General features: G+C 67.0%; 13 protein-coding genes. 5 read left to right on the top strand and 8 right to left on the bottom strand.

Annotated features, from left to right (window positions below; all coding sequences use genetic code 11):
- Positions 1-69 precede the first annotated feature (69 nt).
- Both ACRXBZ_RS35585 and ACRXBZ_RS35580 read right to left on the bottom strand, forming a co-directional pair.
- On the bottom strand, positions 70-285 hold the full coding sequence (locus ACRXBZ_RS35585) for a DUF397 domain-containing protein (protein WP_433882803.1): 216 nt from the start codon (positions 283-285) through the stop codon (positions 70-72).
- 26 nt (positions 286-311) lie between these two features.
- Complete coding sequence (locus tag ACRXBZ_RS35580) at positions 312-1,166, bottom strand: helix-turn-helix domain-containing protein (RefSeq protein ID WP_433882802.1); 855 nt, start codon at positions 1,164-1,166, stop codon at positions 312-314.
- Positions 1,167-1,992: 826 nt separating this feature from the next.
- On the opposite strand from ACRXBZ_RS35580, the gene ACRXBZ_RS35575 reads away from it, so the two are divergent.
- From ACRXBZ_RS35575 to ACRXBZ_RS35555, 5 genes are all read left to right on the top strand, one after another.
- Complete coding sequence (locus ACRXBZ_RS35575) at positions 1,993-2,469, top strand: hypothetical protein (RefSeq protein ID WP_433882801.1); 477 nt, start codon at positions 1,993-1,995, stop codon at positions 2,467-2,469.
- Positions 2,466-2,789: a hypothetical protein gene (locus tag ACRXBZ_RS35570; protein WP_433882800.1), complete on the top strand. Its 324-nt coding sequence runs from the start codon at positions 2,466-2,468 to the stop codon at positions 2,787-2,789. The genes ACRXBZ_RS35575 and ACRXBZ_RS35570 overlap by 4 nt, the downstream gene beginning before the upstream one ends.
- Before the next feature lie 594 nt (positions 2,790-3,383).
- Positions 3,384-3,701 carry a putative ATP-grasp-modified RiPP gene (gene tgmA / locus ACRXBZ_RS35565; RefSeq protein WP_433882799.1) on the top strand — a complete coding sequence of 106 codons (318 nt, stop codon included), beginning with the start codon at positions 3,384-3,386 and terminating at the stop codon, positions 3,699-3,701.
- Entirely contained in the window at positions 3,698-4,651 is a 954-nt protein-coding gene (gene tgmB / locus ACRXBZ_RS35560; RefSeq protein WP_433882798.1) for an ATP-grasp ribosomal peptide maturase, read from the top strand. Before tgmA ends, tgmB begins: the two co-directional genes overlap by 4 nt.
- Entirely contained in the window at positions 4,648-5,811 is a 1,164-nt protein-coding gene (locus ACRXBZ_RS35555) for a methyltransferase domain-containing protein (protein WP_433882797.1), read from the top strand. The genes tgmB and ACRXBZ_RS35555 overlap by 4 nt, the downstream gene beginning before the upstream one ends.
- An 88-nt stretch (positions 5,812-5,899) precedes the next feature.
- On the opposite strand, the gene ACRXBZ_RS35550 is transcribed toward ACRXBZ_RS35555, so the two are convergent.
- The 6 genes from ACRXBZ_RS35550 to ACRXBZ_RS35525 all read right to left on the bottom strand — a co-directional run bounded on the left by ACRXBZ_RS35550 (position 5,900) and on the right by ACRXBZ_RS35525 (position 13,886).
- On the bottom strand, positions 5,900-6,181 hold the full coding sequence (locus ACRXBZ_RS35550; protein ID WP_433882796.1) for a hypothetical protein: 282 nt from the start codon (positions 6,179-6,181) through the stop codon (positions 5,900-5,902).
- Positions 6,174-6,434: a hypothetical protein gene (locus ACRXBZ_RS35545; RefSeq protein ID WP_433882795.1), complete on the bottom strand. Its 261-nt coding sequence runs from the start codon at positions 6,432-6,434 to the stop codon at positions 6,174-6,176. The genes ACRXBZ_RS35550 and ACRXBZ_RS35545 overlap by 8 nt, the downstream gene beginning before the upstream one ends.
- 596 nt (positions 6,435-7,030) lie before the next feature.
- Entirely contained in the window at positions 7,031-9,310 is a 2,280-nt protein-coding gene (locus ACRXBZ_RS35540) for an MMPL family transporter (protein ID WP_433882794.1), read from the bottom strand.
- 20 nt (positions 9,311-9,330) lie between these two features.
- Positions 9,331-10,374, bottom strand: coding sequence for an alpha/beta hydrolase (locus tag ACRXBZ_RS35535; protein ID WP_433882793.1), 1,044 nt, complete (start codon positions 10,372-10,374; stop codon positions 9,331-9,333).
- Between the two features lie 15 nt (positions 10,375-10,389).
- The gene (locus ACRXBZ_RS35530) at positions 10,390-11,532 is read right to left on the bottom strand and encodes an alpha/beta hydrolase (protein WP_433882792.1); all 1,143 of its coding nucleotides are present in this window, start codon (positions 11,530-11,532) and stop codon (positions 10,390-10,392) included.
- 14 nt (positions 11,533-11,546) lie between these two features.
- On the bottom strand, positions 11,547-13,886 hold the full coding sequence (locus ACRXBZ_RS35525) for an MMPL family transporter (protein ID WP_433882791.1): 2,340 nt from the start codon (positions 13,884-13,886) through the stop codon (positions 11,547-11,549).
- Positions 13,887-14,059: the final 173 nt, after the last annotated feature.

Below are 14,059 nucleotides of genomic sequence, written 5' to 3'. Positions count from 1 at the left end.
CCGTGCACACGAGAGCGCCCGTACCCCGATAGCAGCCCAATCGGGGTACGGGCGGTCTCTTGCGTTGCCCTAGCTCTGATTGCCGTCCAGATCGAGTCGGCCGCTCTTGACTGCGCCAAGGAAGCTCGACCATGACTCGTTACCGAACACGAGTGTTCCGTAGCTACGGTTCTTCGTGTCGCGGACGCCGCGGATGTCCGCGCCGAAACCTACTTCGACGCAGTCACCGTTGTTGGGACTGCTCCGGCTGGACTTCCGCCAGGCGGACAGTTCTGGGGTGGGCATGACGCGCCCCCTTCGGTGTGCTCGATTCATAGGGTCCTGACCAGCTCTTCAAGCATGGCCCGGGAGTCATCCTCACTGAGCGTCACGCTTTCGAGTTGGTCAACGATCAGGGTATAGCGATCGATGTCTCCCGGGTCCTCCTGGTAGACGCCGCCTCGCTCGTTCTCGCTGAACACGAAGGCGGGGGCGTCTTCGTCTGGGAACTGCATCATCACGAACGAACCCACCATCGCTGCATGGGGGCCAGCGGAGAACGAAAGGATGCGCAGGAACACGTGTTCGAGCTTCGACGACGCGATGAGGTGCTCAAGCTGCTCACGCCATTCATCGCGGCTGCCGACCGGACGCCGGAGGACGGTCTCATTCAGATAGAAGTGCAGCCGTGGCGGGGTACCACCGTCAAGACGCGCTTGCCGCTCGCGACGCAACTTGACCGACTTCGCGACTTCTTCGTCACTGATACCAGAGTGCGCGGCCCGCGTGATTGCTTCGACATATGCGGGCGTCTGTAGGAGACCTGGCACGAACTCAGCTTGGTACGACCAGAGGTCGGCGGCGTCGCCTTCGAGTCCGACGAACTTCGTGAACCACTCCGGCACGGTGTCGCGGTATGCCGCCCACCAACCGCGCTGGGCCGCTTCCTTGGCGAGCCGTAGCAGGCTGTCAAGCATGCCGGCATCCACGTCGTAGAGCTGGCACAGCAGCCGAACATGCGGCCCCTTGATCGCTTGGCGGCCAAGCTCGATTTTGCTCAGCGTTGGCTCGCCAATCTCAAGCCAGTCGGCAGCCTCCTTGCGGGTCTTGCCCGCTTGAGTACGCAGTTGCCGCAGCATCGCGCCGAGCTGCCGACGGCGAACGCTCGGGCCGGGTCGTTTGGTCACGGACGGCACACCTCCACAGCATGTGATCAGGCTCCGGAGCAGTCTGCCACTGGCAAGTGGGCACAAGACTCTGTGCCCCAAGCCTCGTTCCTACTCCAATTGGGTACATCGACCCTACACGTTCCCAATGACCGTTGATAGAGGAACGTTCCTGTGCCAGTGTTCTTTTCGGTTGATCACTCTGCGACCGGTCGTTGTTGACCGGGCAGACGCAGTAGTTCCTTGACTAGGGGGTCTCATGTCCGAATCGAACTTCGCTGTGTGGCTCGCCGTGTTGGGGCCGCTCGCGCTGATCACGATCGGCGGCGCAGTCGCTTTGACGCTCCCCGGCATCGCTCGGGTGATCGCTCGTGACCTGTCCGATCGGTGGGTAATCGCCCGGGGTATCGCTAGTGGACGGCGTGACCGGTGGCGCCGTGCGCTGGGTGGGGGAGGTGCGCGCCGTGGGTGAGTTCGCGATGTGGGGCGCGCTCTTGACCGTTTTTCTGGTCATGTGGGCACCGAGCGCTATCGAGTTCGCCGAAGTGCTGGCAACCCCCAGTACCGCGGTTCGAGCACGACGACGCAGCAGCGCGGCCCGACACGCCATACGACAAACCCGCCCGCGTGGTTCTACGTTCCGGCTGCTCGGTTTTGCTCGGGTGAACGGCAATCCGCGGCGCTTAGTCCGCGCTCTTGTTTATCCGTGGCGAAGTGCGCAACCCGTCGGTGGCCGCCGAGATTCCGAGCCGGCCGCTGGCCCCCAACATCGTGTCGGTGGTCGACACCGGTTCGAAGGGCGGCGGGCATAACCATGATTCTTGCCCGAAACGGTCGGGCGTCCGGCATGGCGCAATCCGAGGTTCACGCATACCCCGTCGATCTGGACGGCCCTACGCCGACCATTCTGCGCGCGCCGTGCGGACATCAACTCACCGTGGCCGATGCTGAGCAGGTCACCAGATTTGTTGGTGCGCCGTGCATGGCATGCCTGTTGGTGGCGTTCGGCGTAGCGGACCGAGCTGCCGACGCGGCAGCCCCGCCGCCCGAGCTTCCCGAGGGAATCATGGCGCGACTGTCTGGCGTTCTTGACGCTGGGGACATCTGGGAGCCGGTCACCGCGTTGAACTACGCCGCCGCGATGCGCGGCGAGCGCCTGACGCACTTCGCAGAACCGGACGCAGTACATAGCAGCCTTGATGGACGCAGCGTTGTGCAGACGCTCTGCCGACACCTTGCATGGGGACCTCTCGCTGCTGCCGTCCCGGGTTGGCCGATGTGCGGCGAATGCACCGAACTAGCACTAGCGGCGGCGAGCGCATGACTGCGGCACTTATGGGCAGACATTCGCTCGACCGCACGCCGGACGGGCTCGTGACAACCTTCGTCGGCGATCTGCGAGACGACGTTGCCGACCTACCGACGCGGCTGCTGCCAGTAATCAAGATCGGGCCGCGTGGCTCGTTCACGCCAGTGCAAAACGACGCGGCTCTTGCCAACTCTGCACCTTCCGGCGACAGCTCAACCGATGTTGAGGCGGCACGAGACACCGAGCGGACGGTTGCGGCGCGAGTTGCCACAGGCCGTACGCCGGTAACGCGGGATCTGCTCAAGGCGGTTTTGGAAGGACTGAAACGGCTTTAACGCCACCACTAGGCCCGTACCCGTTTCGTGGAAGCCTCCCGACGCGTCACGGGTGCGTGCTCGTCCTGAACGCGGAGGACGAGCGTTTCCGCTCGGCGCAACCGCGCTGAGCGACCATCGAGAAAGGAAGGGGAAACCGATAGTGCCGACCATGCTGTGTGATTCACCGGTCGATCGGAAGCCCATGCGCCCGTGGGGTTTGCGCGGGATGCAGCCCGCGCCGCGATCCGGCAACGAAGTTGGCGAGTGGCGGTACGACCACGCGCAACAAGTGGCGGTCGACATCCACGGTCGGCGAATCACGACCCCGAGCATGAGTGCACGTACCTACAGCGTGCCGGACCCCGGTTCGGAAGACACGTTGCCCGACTTCGTGCCTGATCTCGCCGCATGACCCGGTGGCGATAGCGGGCAACGGCGCTCGGTATCGCCTCCGTGCCCGGCTCGGGGTCTTTCGCGCAGGGCCCCGAGCCGGGTTCCAGGGACCCGTCCGGCCGATTCACGACCGGCGGCGTCTGGCCGACAGTGAAATAGCAATCGAACAGGAAGGAAGCCGCTATGCCTGCAATGTTGACGCGTTTCGCGGATGACCCCGTGGCGTCCGACAGCGCACAGTTCCCGCTCGGCCGTCCAATGGGAACACCGAACAACGCTGACCCAGCGTCGGGTGACGGTGTGCGCCCGTGGGGCCTGCGTGGTATGTCGACGTTGTCCGGCAAGAAGTTCGAGCCGGTGCCGGCGTGGCGCTACGACCATGCACAACAAGTTGCCGTTGACCTTGACGGCCGGGCGCTGAACGAACTCAGGATGGACCCGTCAGCCGACTCCGTTACCGATGGCGACGGCGACGAAGGCCGGGCTGAAGACTTCGTGTACGACTTCGCGCCGGACGCGCCGGTTCAGCCCGTATGACGATTCTGATCCTCGCTCGTGATCTCGACCCGTCGGCCGACGCGATGGTGACCGTGTTGCGGGATCGCGACGTGCCCGTGTGTCGAGTGAACACAGCGTGGTTCCCCGCGCAGCTCAGCATTTCCGCTGAGCTGCGCGGGGGCCGTTGGTCCGGGGCTCTCAGAACGCCGGAACACTGCCTGGAACTGGACGACGTGAGCGCAGTGTGGTACCGGAGCCCCGAGGCGTACCAAATGCCCGCGGAACTTTCCTCAGCCGAACGCCAACATGCATTCCTCGAAGCGAAATACGGGCTCGGCGGGGTACTGTCAAGCCTGCCCGTGCTGTGGGTTAACCATCCAGCGCGAATGGCGGATGCGTCCTACAAGGCGGTGCAGCTTATCCGTGCTCACGAATCGGGGTTGGCGGTGCCCGAGACCGCGATCACGAATGAGCGCGACACCGTGAAGAACTTCGCAGCGCGCGGGCGAACCGTCACGAAGTTGATGGGTTCCAACACGATTTCCGAGGAAGGAACGCGGAAGCTCTCGTGGACCCGTGTTGTGGGTGATGATGATCTCGCCGACTTGCGCGGCATTGAGGTCACTACGCACATGGTCCAACGGTGGGTGCCGAAGTCCTTCGAAGTACGTGTGATCGTCATCGGTGACCACATCACCGCAGCGGCAATCTACGCTGGCAACGCGTCGTCATACATCGATTGGCGTTCGGACTACGACTCCTTGTCATACGATTTGATCGACCCGCCTGAGCAAGTTACAGCAGGGATTCGTTCGCTCATGCGCACGTTCGGGCTGGTCTATGGCGCGCTTGATTTCGTCGTGACCTCAGCGGGTGAATGGGTCTTCCTGGAGATCAACCCCGGGGGCCAATATGGCTGGATCGAGTCCTACACGGGCGCACCGCTGACTGCCGCTCTCGCCGATCTGCTGATGAAGGGACAACTGTGACCACACAAATTGATTCCGGGTGGGAGCCGCGGGCGCGGTGGCTCGCCGACGAACTCACTATGCGCGGCGACGTGAGCGACCGGGCATGGATCGCGGCCGTCGCCGCCGTGCCGCGTCACGTGTTCGTCCCCGAGGTCTACGAACAGGACCAGACAGGGAGATGGCAGACGGTGGACGTGACATCGGCGGCCGGTCTTGACCGGGTGTACTCGCCTGTCACGTTGTTCACGGCGCTTGCCGATCGAGGAACGCACTACGAGGGGATTTCCAGCAGCACCAAGCCGGATCTCATGCTGCGGATGCTCGAAGCCCTGGACGTGCACGACGGGCACCGTGTGTTGGAGATCGGCACCGGCACCGGCTACAACGCCGCTCTCCTGTCACACCGTCTCGGTGATGATCGCGTGTACTCGGTCGATGTCGATGCGGAGCTGGTCGAACCAGCCCGGGAACGGCTCGCGTCGGTCGGTTACCGACCCACACTCGTTACGCGGGACGGGGCCGAAGGAATCGCCGAGCATGCACCGTATGATCGGATCATCGCGACGTGTTCTGTCCCGGTTGTTCCGCAAGCGTGGCTGTCTCAGCTCGCGCCTGGCGGGTTGGCGCTGGTCGATCTCAAGAGGGGAACCGGCGCGGGCAACTTGGTGTTGCTGCGCCGCGAGCGTGACGGGCTCGAAGGGCGGTTTACCGAACGGTGGGCGGCGTTCATGGCGATGCGCCACTACGGCGAACCCGCCCGCGCCATCGAATCGCCGAACCTCCGAGATCAGCAAACGCGCACGACGACGACCCCGCCCAATCCGTGGTCGGAAAACCGCGTCGTGTGGTTCCTCGCGCACTTCACCGGGCTACCCGTCGGCGTCCGCTTCGGTATGCGATTCGACCCGGATACCCGGCAACCCACAGCCGGGACCATCACCGCGCCCGACGGCTCGCATGCGTTCGTGATGATGGAACCCACCTCTGACGGGGAATGGTCGGTGACCGAGAGCGGTCCGACCTCGCTATGGGAATCCGTGGAGCGGGCACACGATTTGTGGGAGCAGCACGGCCACCCGGATTGGTCGCGGCTTGGCGTGACAGTCAACCCTGACGGACAGCAGTGGGTATGGATTGACACACCGCACAGCCCGGCCAGCTGGGAACTCCACGCATAGGCGGGTCCGAGACACGAATGCGCCCCGCACGGACGAATATTCGTTCCGTACGGGGCGCATTCCTGTGTCTGGGCTTTGGGGACATTGGCTAGTAGAGCTGGGTTTGTGGCGGTACCGCACCGAGTGTGTTTCCGTCGGCGTCGCGGGGTCGGGCGGCTGGGGTTACTCGGCGGCGGGTCCACCAGGTCAGTCCGAGCGATGCCGCCGCGCTCGCGGCGAGCGCGGCGGCATCGGTGTAAGGGTCATCGAGCTGGATCACGCCCGTGGTGGCCAGTGCGGCGACAGCGAGGCGGGCCAGCTCGGCGACGGCGGCGGGTTCGGTGGTGAGTAGGCGCGTCCAGCGGCGGCCGTCCTCGCGGTGTTTAGCCACGGGCCACCTCGCCGCGGGGTTCCTGGAATTGTGCTCGCTCGCGTGCCACGTCGGCGGCCGGGACGCGGGCCGCGGCGCGGAGGTCCACGTTCACGCCATGTTCTTCAAGCGCTTCCCGCACCGCGCGCTTAAGCGAGTCGGCGTCGGCATCCCGGTCTTCGGCGTAAGCGTCGATGATCTCGGTAAACGCGGCGAGTAGGCCGGCTAGCGCGCGTTCGTTCTGCCACCTGTAGGCGTCGGCGTTCGCGAGCACTGACGCGGCGTCAGCCGCACGTCCGAACCTTCCACCGCGGACGGGATCGGGGCATAGGCTGCGTTGACCGGATCAACGAGCATCGCACGACGGTTCGCGGCCCGTTGGCCGTTCCCCATCCCTGAATCTGGCCTTGCGGCCCGCGAGGGCCGAGTAGTTCATGCAGGATCGCAAATAACGCGTTGCGTTCATCGGGCTTCAAGTCGTCGTCTTCCTCCGGTGGATCGGTGAGCAGCGCGGCGAGCTGGTCCCGCGTTCCTCGGTAGGCGTTGACGTCCACGGCGGGTTTCCCGGCGACGGTGGCCGTGGACGAGAATTGCAGGATTTCGACGGGCAGCCCGCCGTATCCCTGCCACGACGACGCGGGCACCCGGGCGTAAATCTGGGAGGCGTACCCGCCGTTGTTGTCGGGGTAGCGACTCGCCCACAGCGGCGGGAGTCCCCGTAGGTCGGGTGATCCCAGCTCGGACCAGTACCAGCGCGGCAGGTACAGCAGGCTATGACGGAAGGGCAGGCGGACCCGCGGGTCTGCCTGCCCTTCCGGGGTCTCAGCCGAAGGGGACGGGGAGCAGCGGCTGAGGTTCCCCTGCGCCGGCTCAGTGCGCGGCGCCGGATGGGACGCGCGGCTCGGACCGCGACGTCTCCTGCTCGGTGATGCCGAACCGCTCGTGCAGCTTGCGCAGTGGCGCGGGCGCCCACCAGTTCGCGTTGCCCGCCAGGCGCATGAACACCGGGACCAGCACCGCCCGGATCAGCGTGGCGTCGACCAGGATCACCAGTGCCATGCCGATGCCCAGCATCTTCAGGTACATCACGCCGGAGACGCCGTAGCTGGCGAAGGCGAGCGCCAGGATCACCGCGGCAGCGGTGATCAGCGGCGCGCTGCGCTCGATGCCCACCGCCACGGCCTGCACGTTGTCGCCGGTGCGGTCGTGCTCCTCCTTGATCCGGGACATCATGAACACCTCGTAGTCCATGGACAGCCCGTACGCGATGCAGAACATCAGGATCGGGAAGGTCGGCTCGACCTGTCCGGTCGGGGTGAAGTCCAGCAGTCCGGCGAGGTTGCCGTCCTGGAACACCCAGACCAGCGCGCCGAACATCACCGACATGCTCAGCACGTTGAGCACGGTAGCCTTCGCCGGCAGCAGCACGCTGCCGGTCATCAGAAACAGGATGATGAACGTGACGACGAAGATGAGCACCAGTACGACCGGCAGCCGCTCGACCAGCGCGGTCCGGAAGTCGTTGAGCTCGGACGGGTAACCACCAACACCGACGTCGACGCCGGACATCGCCGAGCGCAGCTGCGAGACCAGCGTGGCGACGTCACCGCCGGCCAGCACCTCGTTGGTGGGCACTGCGGAGAACCAGGTGCCCTGTTCGTCAGCGAAGCGCTGCGAGCTCTCGTTGGGCTCCAGGATCTGCTGCCCCTGCCGGTAGGAACCGGTAAGCGCATCCACCTGCGCGACACCGGGCACATTGGACAGTGCGGTGGCGTAGCGCTCGATCTCGGCGCTGCTGGCCACCGTCCCCGGCAGGTCGTCGGTCAGCAGCTGGATCGCATCCATCTCCTCCTGACCGAAGTTGTCCCGGATGGACTGCTGGGTGACCCGGCTGGAGGTCTCCGGCGGCAGGATCCGGTCGTCGGGCAGGCCGAACTGCAGGCCCAGCACCGGCGAACCGAGTGCGAGCACCACGACGAGTGCGGGCACGCCGTAGACCAGCGGGCGCTTCATCATGCGCACCGCCAGGGTGTGCCAGGCGCCGCCCGAGGCGTTGCGCGGGGGCTTGCGGCGGTCGGCGGCGCGGCCCAGCAACGCCAGCACCGCGGGCAGGATCACCAGTGCCGCGAACACCGACGTCGCCACCACGCCGACACCGGAGTAGGCGAACGAACGCAGGAAGGGGAACGGGAACAACATCAGGCACGCCAGCGAGACGGCGACCGTCACACCGCTGAAGGCCACCGTCTTGCCCGCCGTGGCCACGGCGTCCTCGACCGACTGCTGGACGGTACGGCCCGCGCGCAGCGACTCCCGGTACCGGTTGATGATGAACAGGCTGTAGTCGATTCCCAGGCCCAGCCCCATCACGAGGGTCAGGTTCGCCGCGAACGTGGAGACCTCGGTGACGTAGGTGACCCCGCGCAGCAGCGCCAGCGTCGCCACCACTGCGAAGAAACCCATCCCGAGGGTCAGCGCGGCGACCCGGAACCGGCGGTAGATGGCGAACAGCAGGATCAGCGCCATCGGCAGCGCGATCAGCTCACCGCGGAAGAAGTCGGTCCTGGCCTGCTGGGCGGCCTGCCGGAAGACCTCATCGGCGCCGCCGACCTGCACCCTGACCAGTGCGTCCTCGCGGGTGAAGTCCGGCGAGATGCTGCGGCCCAGCTCGGTGCGCGCCTGCGTCACATCGCCTTCCAAGCGGCCGATGATCAGCGCCTGGCGGGAGTCGTTGCTGCGCAGCGCGGGCGAACCGCCCCGGGACCAGTACGACGAGACGTCGAGCACCCCGGCGTGGTTGGCCAGCTCCTGCTCCAGCGCGCGGCCCGCTGCGGCTGGTTGCGGATCGTCCACGGTTCCCTGTTTGGCGGTGACCAGCAGCATGAACTGCGGTTTGCCCGTGTCGAACTGCTGCTGCAGCTGCTCTGCGACCTGCAGCGACTGCGAGCCGGGGCTTTCGAACCGGCTCAGCAGGAGCCGGTTCATCGCACCGGAGCCGATCACCAGCGAAATGATGAACAGCACGACACCGACCAGCGCGATAACGCGCGGCCGGTGTGCGATGTACCGCCCCAGCCTGCGCAGCGCCGGGGGGCGGGTGGTCCCGGAGCCCGGATCCTGGTCTTGGGCCTGGGGTGGCGATGTGGACACGTGCCACTTCCTTCCTGGGTTTACTGGTGGCGATCGAGCCAGTCCGCGATCCCGTCGGTGACGACCGACGAGTTGACGTCCAGGGTCACGAAGTGCCCGGCATCGGGCACCGTCGTAGCCGTGACGTCGTCGCTGCTGGTGAACAGTCCGGGGTAGCTTTCGACGCCCTGGCGCAGGACGTCCTTCGCACCGAAGATCAGGTGCACCGGGATCTTGATCTCGCCGATGCGGGTCAGGTCGGACATGATGCCCACCGGTTCGGACACCATCACCCCGCACGGGTTGGCCGGGTATAGCGGGGTGATCGCCTCCCTGACGCGCGGTTCGGCGTCCGGTCCGAGCCCGCCGGCCAGGAAGCCGTCCAGGCTGCCGTCGAAGTGGACGAAACCGGGCGGGTAGCCGGATTCTCCGCCTTCCAGGCACCGGTCGTAGGCGGAGAAGAACCGCCGCATGGTGTCCTCGGTCAAGCCGATCGCGGCCCAGCCGGTCAGCACGATCCCGTCGACGTTGCCGAAGGAGAACGCTGCGGTCTCGGCGACCAGCGCGCCACTGGAGTGGCCCGCCATGAACACGCGGGTGAAACGGGCCGGTGCGGCGCCGTCGACGGTGTAGGTGCCCGCGCGCAGCTGCCGCACGATCTGGTCGGCGATGTCGGCGTGTGCCCCGCTGCAGGTGGCGAACCCGTTGGGGATGGGGCTGGAGCCGTAGCCGAGGCGGTCGATGGTCACCGACGCGTGGCCTTTCTCCGCCAGCGTCCGCACGTAGTTGTGGCCGGGGCTGTCGAGCCGCCAGATCCACTCACCGGTGTTGGTGCCATGCACGTAGAGCGTGACCGCCGGGTTCGGCCGCGAGAGCACCGACGCCGGCGCGGTCAGGTGGCCGCGGATGGTGTAGGTGTGACCGTCGGCGGTGCACTGGCTGGTGGTGCGGTTGACGTTCTGGACCTGGAAGGAGACCGGAAAGTCCACAATGGCCTGCGCACTGGCTTCCGGCGGGGCCAGGACCGGCAGCCCGACGGCGATCAGCACCACCGCCAGCGCCGCGACGAAGCGTTTGACGAACATGCTCGGTTTCCTTTCTCAGTGCCGGTCCAGCCACGACGCCATGCCGTCGTGGAGCACCTGCGCCCGCTCCCCCAGCCCCATGAAGTGGCCGGCGCCGGGCACGGCCAGCAGCTGCTTGTCGGTGGTGCCGGTGAACGGTGCGAGGTTCTGCTCACCGCCGGTGATCCGGGAGTCCTGCTCGCCCTGGACCATCAGCACCGGCACGGTGATCTCGTTCAGGTGCTGGAGGTCGACCACGACGGCTTCCAGCTGCGAGGCCAGTTCGGCGCAGGGAGTGCGGTTCTGCTGCTGGGTGACCGCGCCGGCCACCTCCGGCCGCACGTCGCGGAGGTTGTCCTCGGCGAACCGGGTGCGGCCCAGGTCGAAGTAGACGTAGCCGGGCGGATCGTCGGCCTTCTCCGCCGGTCCGCCCCCGCCCTGCATGCAGGAGGAGAACGCGCCGAAGAACGTGGCGTCGGCGTCGTCGGTCAGGCCCCGGTCAGCCCAGCCCATCAGCACCAGGCCGTCGACGTCGCCGAAGGAGTACGCCTCGATCTGGCTGATCTGCGCGCCGTTGTGGTGCCCGGCCAGTAGCACCCTGCCGAACGCCGGGGCCGGCGCGGGCAGCCCGTCGGCGCGGTAGCCGCCCGCCCGGAGCTGCTCGACGATCTGGTGCGTCATGTCGGCCTGACCGCCGAGACAGGTCCGCAGCCCGTTGGGCTTGTCGCTGCTGTCGTAGCCGATGCGGTCGATGGTCAGCGACGCGTGGCCGCGGCGGGCCATCTCCTCCGCCTGGTGGTAGCCGCGGATCGGCATCCGCCAGTACCACTCGCCGGTGCCGATGCCGTGCTGGTAGAGCGTCACCTCCTTGTCCGGCCGCGCCAGCAGGTCTCGCGGGGTGGTCAGGTGCCCGCGCACGACGTAGGTCTGGCCGTCGGTGTAGCAGGCGGCCTTCGAACGGTTGATGTTCTGCACGGTGAACTGCACCGGGACGTCGACGATGCCCGCCCCGGCCAGCCGCGCGTTGGTCTCCTCGTTGAGCTGGTCCACGCGCACGGCATGCTGATCGGCCGCGCCCGCGCCGTCCCCGCTGCCGCCGACCACCAGCACGGGCACTCCGACCAGCACGGCCACGGCGATCAGCAGGATGACGACGGAACTCACTCGACGCTTGGACACTTGAGTCTCTTTCATCAGTTCGGCGCGAGGGTGTCTACAGTGGTCTTTTCGGTTACCGTTGCGGCGGGCGTGCTTTCGCCCTCTCGCAGCCCGTAGCGCTGCTGGAACCGGCACAGCCACGAGGGCGCCCACCAGTTCGCGTTGCCGGACAGCTTCATCACCGCGGGCACCAGCAGGCAGCGCACCACGGTCGCGTCGACCAGGACCGCCAGCGCGACACCCCATCCGAGCATCATCGAATTGGTTACCCGCGAGGTACCGATGGCCACCAGCACCACGGCGAGCAGGACCGCGGCGGCGGTGATGATGCCGCCGGTGTTGCGCACACCCGCGGCCACTGCTGTCTCGTTGTCGCCGGTGCGGTCGTGTTCCTCCTTGATCCGCGAGAGCAGGAACACGCCGTAGTCCATGGACAGCCCGAACGCCATGCAGAACATCAGCACCGGCAGCGAGGTGTCGATGAAACCGACCGGGGTGAAGCCGATCAGGTCGCTGAGGTTGCCGTCCTGGAACACCCACACCACCGCGCCGAACATCGCGGTCAGGCTCAGCGCGTTGAGCACCACCACCTGCACCGGAACCAGCACGCTGCCGGTCAGCAGGAACACCAGGACCAGCGTGCTGACCACGATCAGCGCGAGCGCCCAGCCGAGCCGGTCGCCGATCGCCTCCTGGGTGTCGACCACGGCGGCGCTCTGCCCGGAGACCAGCGTGCCCGGGAACGGGCTGGGCACCGCGCGGATCTGGCGCACCAGGTCCTGGCTTTCCGGCGAGATGTCCTCGATGCCGTCGTCGGGCAGGATCTGCAGGTGGTTCAGGCCCGCCTCGTCGCGGACGGCGTCAACGGTGATCCGCCGCTTCGCCTGGCGGCCGGCGGCGAAGGTCCCCATCGACGTCCGTACCTCTTCAACGCCCGCCACAGTGGACAGCCGAGTCGCGTAGTCGGCGAGCTCGGCCCCGGCGGGGCTCGGCGCGACGACGTCGATGGTGCCGGTGACGCTGTTGTCGAACTGGTCCCGGAGGACCTGCTGCACCATGTGCGACTCGGCGTCGGCAGGTAGCTGCCGGTCGTCGGCCATGCCGAACTCGACGCGCTGGAACGGCAGCCCGAGTACCACCAGGATCACCACCGAGCCGAGCGCGAACACCGGCGCGCCGCGCATCACGGTCGCGATCAGCGCCGGGAAACGCCTGCTCTCGCGCCGCCTGCGACGCACCGCGCGCCGCACGTCCAGCGCGTTGACCCGGTGGCCGAGGAGCACCAAAGAGGCGGGCAGGACCACCAGCGCCGCAACTGCGGCCAGCAGCACCACGGAGATGCCCGCGTAGGCCAGCGAACGCAGGAAGTACAGCGGGAACAACAGCATCGCCGACAGCGCGACGGACACCGTCACGGCGGAGAACAGCACGGTCCGGCCTGCCGTGCGCAGGGTGGCGGCGATGCCGGCGCGCGGGTCGAGCCCACGGCGGAGCTCGTCGCGGTAGCGCCGGACCATCAGCAGCGCGTAGTCGATCGCCAGCCCCAGGCCCAGCATGGTGGTGATGTTCTGGGCGAACATCGACACGTCCGTGACCCCGGCCAGCAGCCACAGCACGCCGTTGGTGCCGGTGATCGCGATGATGCCGACCATCAGCGGCAGCGAGGCGGCCACCACGCTGCCGAATACCAGCACCAGGATGATCAGGACCAGCGGAAGCGCGATCAGCTCCGAGGCGGCCAGGTCCTCGGCGATGGTGGTCTCGACGTCGGAAAGCACGGCGGTCATGCCGCCGACCCGGACGTCGAGGTCGCCGTGGCGGCCGGTGTACTCGGGCGCCAACTCGGCACCCATCCGGCTGGCCTCGTCCTCGGTACCGGCGACGTGCGCGGCGATCAGGGCGTAGCGGCCGTCCTCGGACTTGAGGTCCTCAGCGCCGGTCTGCCAGTAGGAGGTCACGCCGGTGACGCCCGGCTCGTAGGCCAGGCGCTCGGCGAGCCGGACGCCCTGAGCTGCGATCCTCTGGTCATCGACCCCGCGGTCGCTGGAGACCAGCAGCAGCAGGTTCGGGCGGCTTTCCGGGAAGTGCTCCTCCAGCAGGTCGTCGGCGCGGCTGGAGTCGGACGCGGGGTTCTCGGTGCCCTGACCGGCCAGCAGCCGGTCAGCGACACCGCCGCCGAGCACCACGGAACCGACGACGAAGGCGAGCGCGACCAGCAAGAGCATCCGCGGCTGCCGCGAGATCAGGCGGGCGAGTGCGTGGAACAAGTCGGACTCCGGTTTCTGCCGGAGCGTGGCGCCCCCGGCCAGTTCGAGCGCTAAAATACGAGTACTTGCTCGCAACTGGGCTCGAATATAGACCGGCAATCCAGACACCGTCCATACCCCCTTCGGCACAGTAAGTAACTTTCCGGTGAACCAGAAGCGGTCCGCAGGAAACCGCCTGCGGACCGGTTCAGGCATGCCTCGAGAGACAGAACATGTTGCGTGCGCAACGGAAAACGGTTCCGCGTTGCGCCGTTTCACCGTCGTTCGGGCCGCGCGATGAC

The organism is Saccharopolyspora hattusasensis (assembly GCF_050972075.1).
Classification (GTDB): Bacteria; Actinomycetota; Actinomycetes; order Mycobacteriales; family Pseudonocardiaceae; genus Saccharopolyspora; species Saccharopolyspora hattusasensis.
This window is presented reverse-complemented; position numbering and strand designations above follow the sequence as displayed.

Bases quoted from the DNA above. Each gene is read 5' to 3' on its own strand.
- ACRXBZ_RS35585 (WP_433882803.1), bottom strand. From the start codon at position 285: ATGCCCACCCCAGAACTGTCCGCCTGGCGGAAGTCCAGCCGGAGCAGT.
- ACRXBZ_RS35575 (WP_433882801.1), top strand. From the start codon at position 1,993: ATGGCGCAATCCGAGGTTCACGCATACCCCGTCGATCTGGACGGCCCT.
- ACRXBZ_RS35570 (WP_433882800.1), top strand. From the start codon at position 2,466: ATGACTGCGGCACTTATGGGCAGACATTCGCTCGACCGCACGCCGGAC.
- tgmB (WP_433882798.1), top strand. From the start codon at position 3,698: ATGACGATTCTGATCCTCGCTCGTGATCTCGACCCGTCGGCCGACGCG.
- ACRXBZ_RS35535 (WP_433882793.1), bottom strand. From the start codon at position 10,374: ATGTTCGTCAAACGCTTCGTCGCGGCGCTGGCGGTGGTGCTGATCGCC.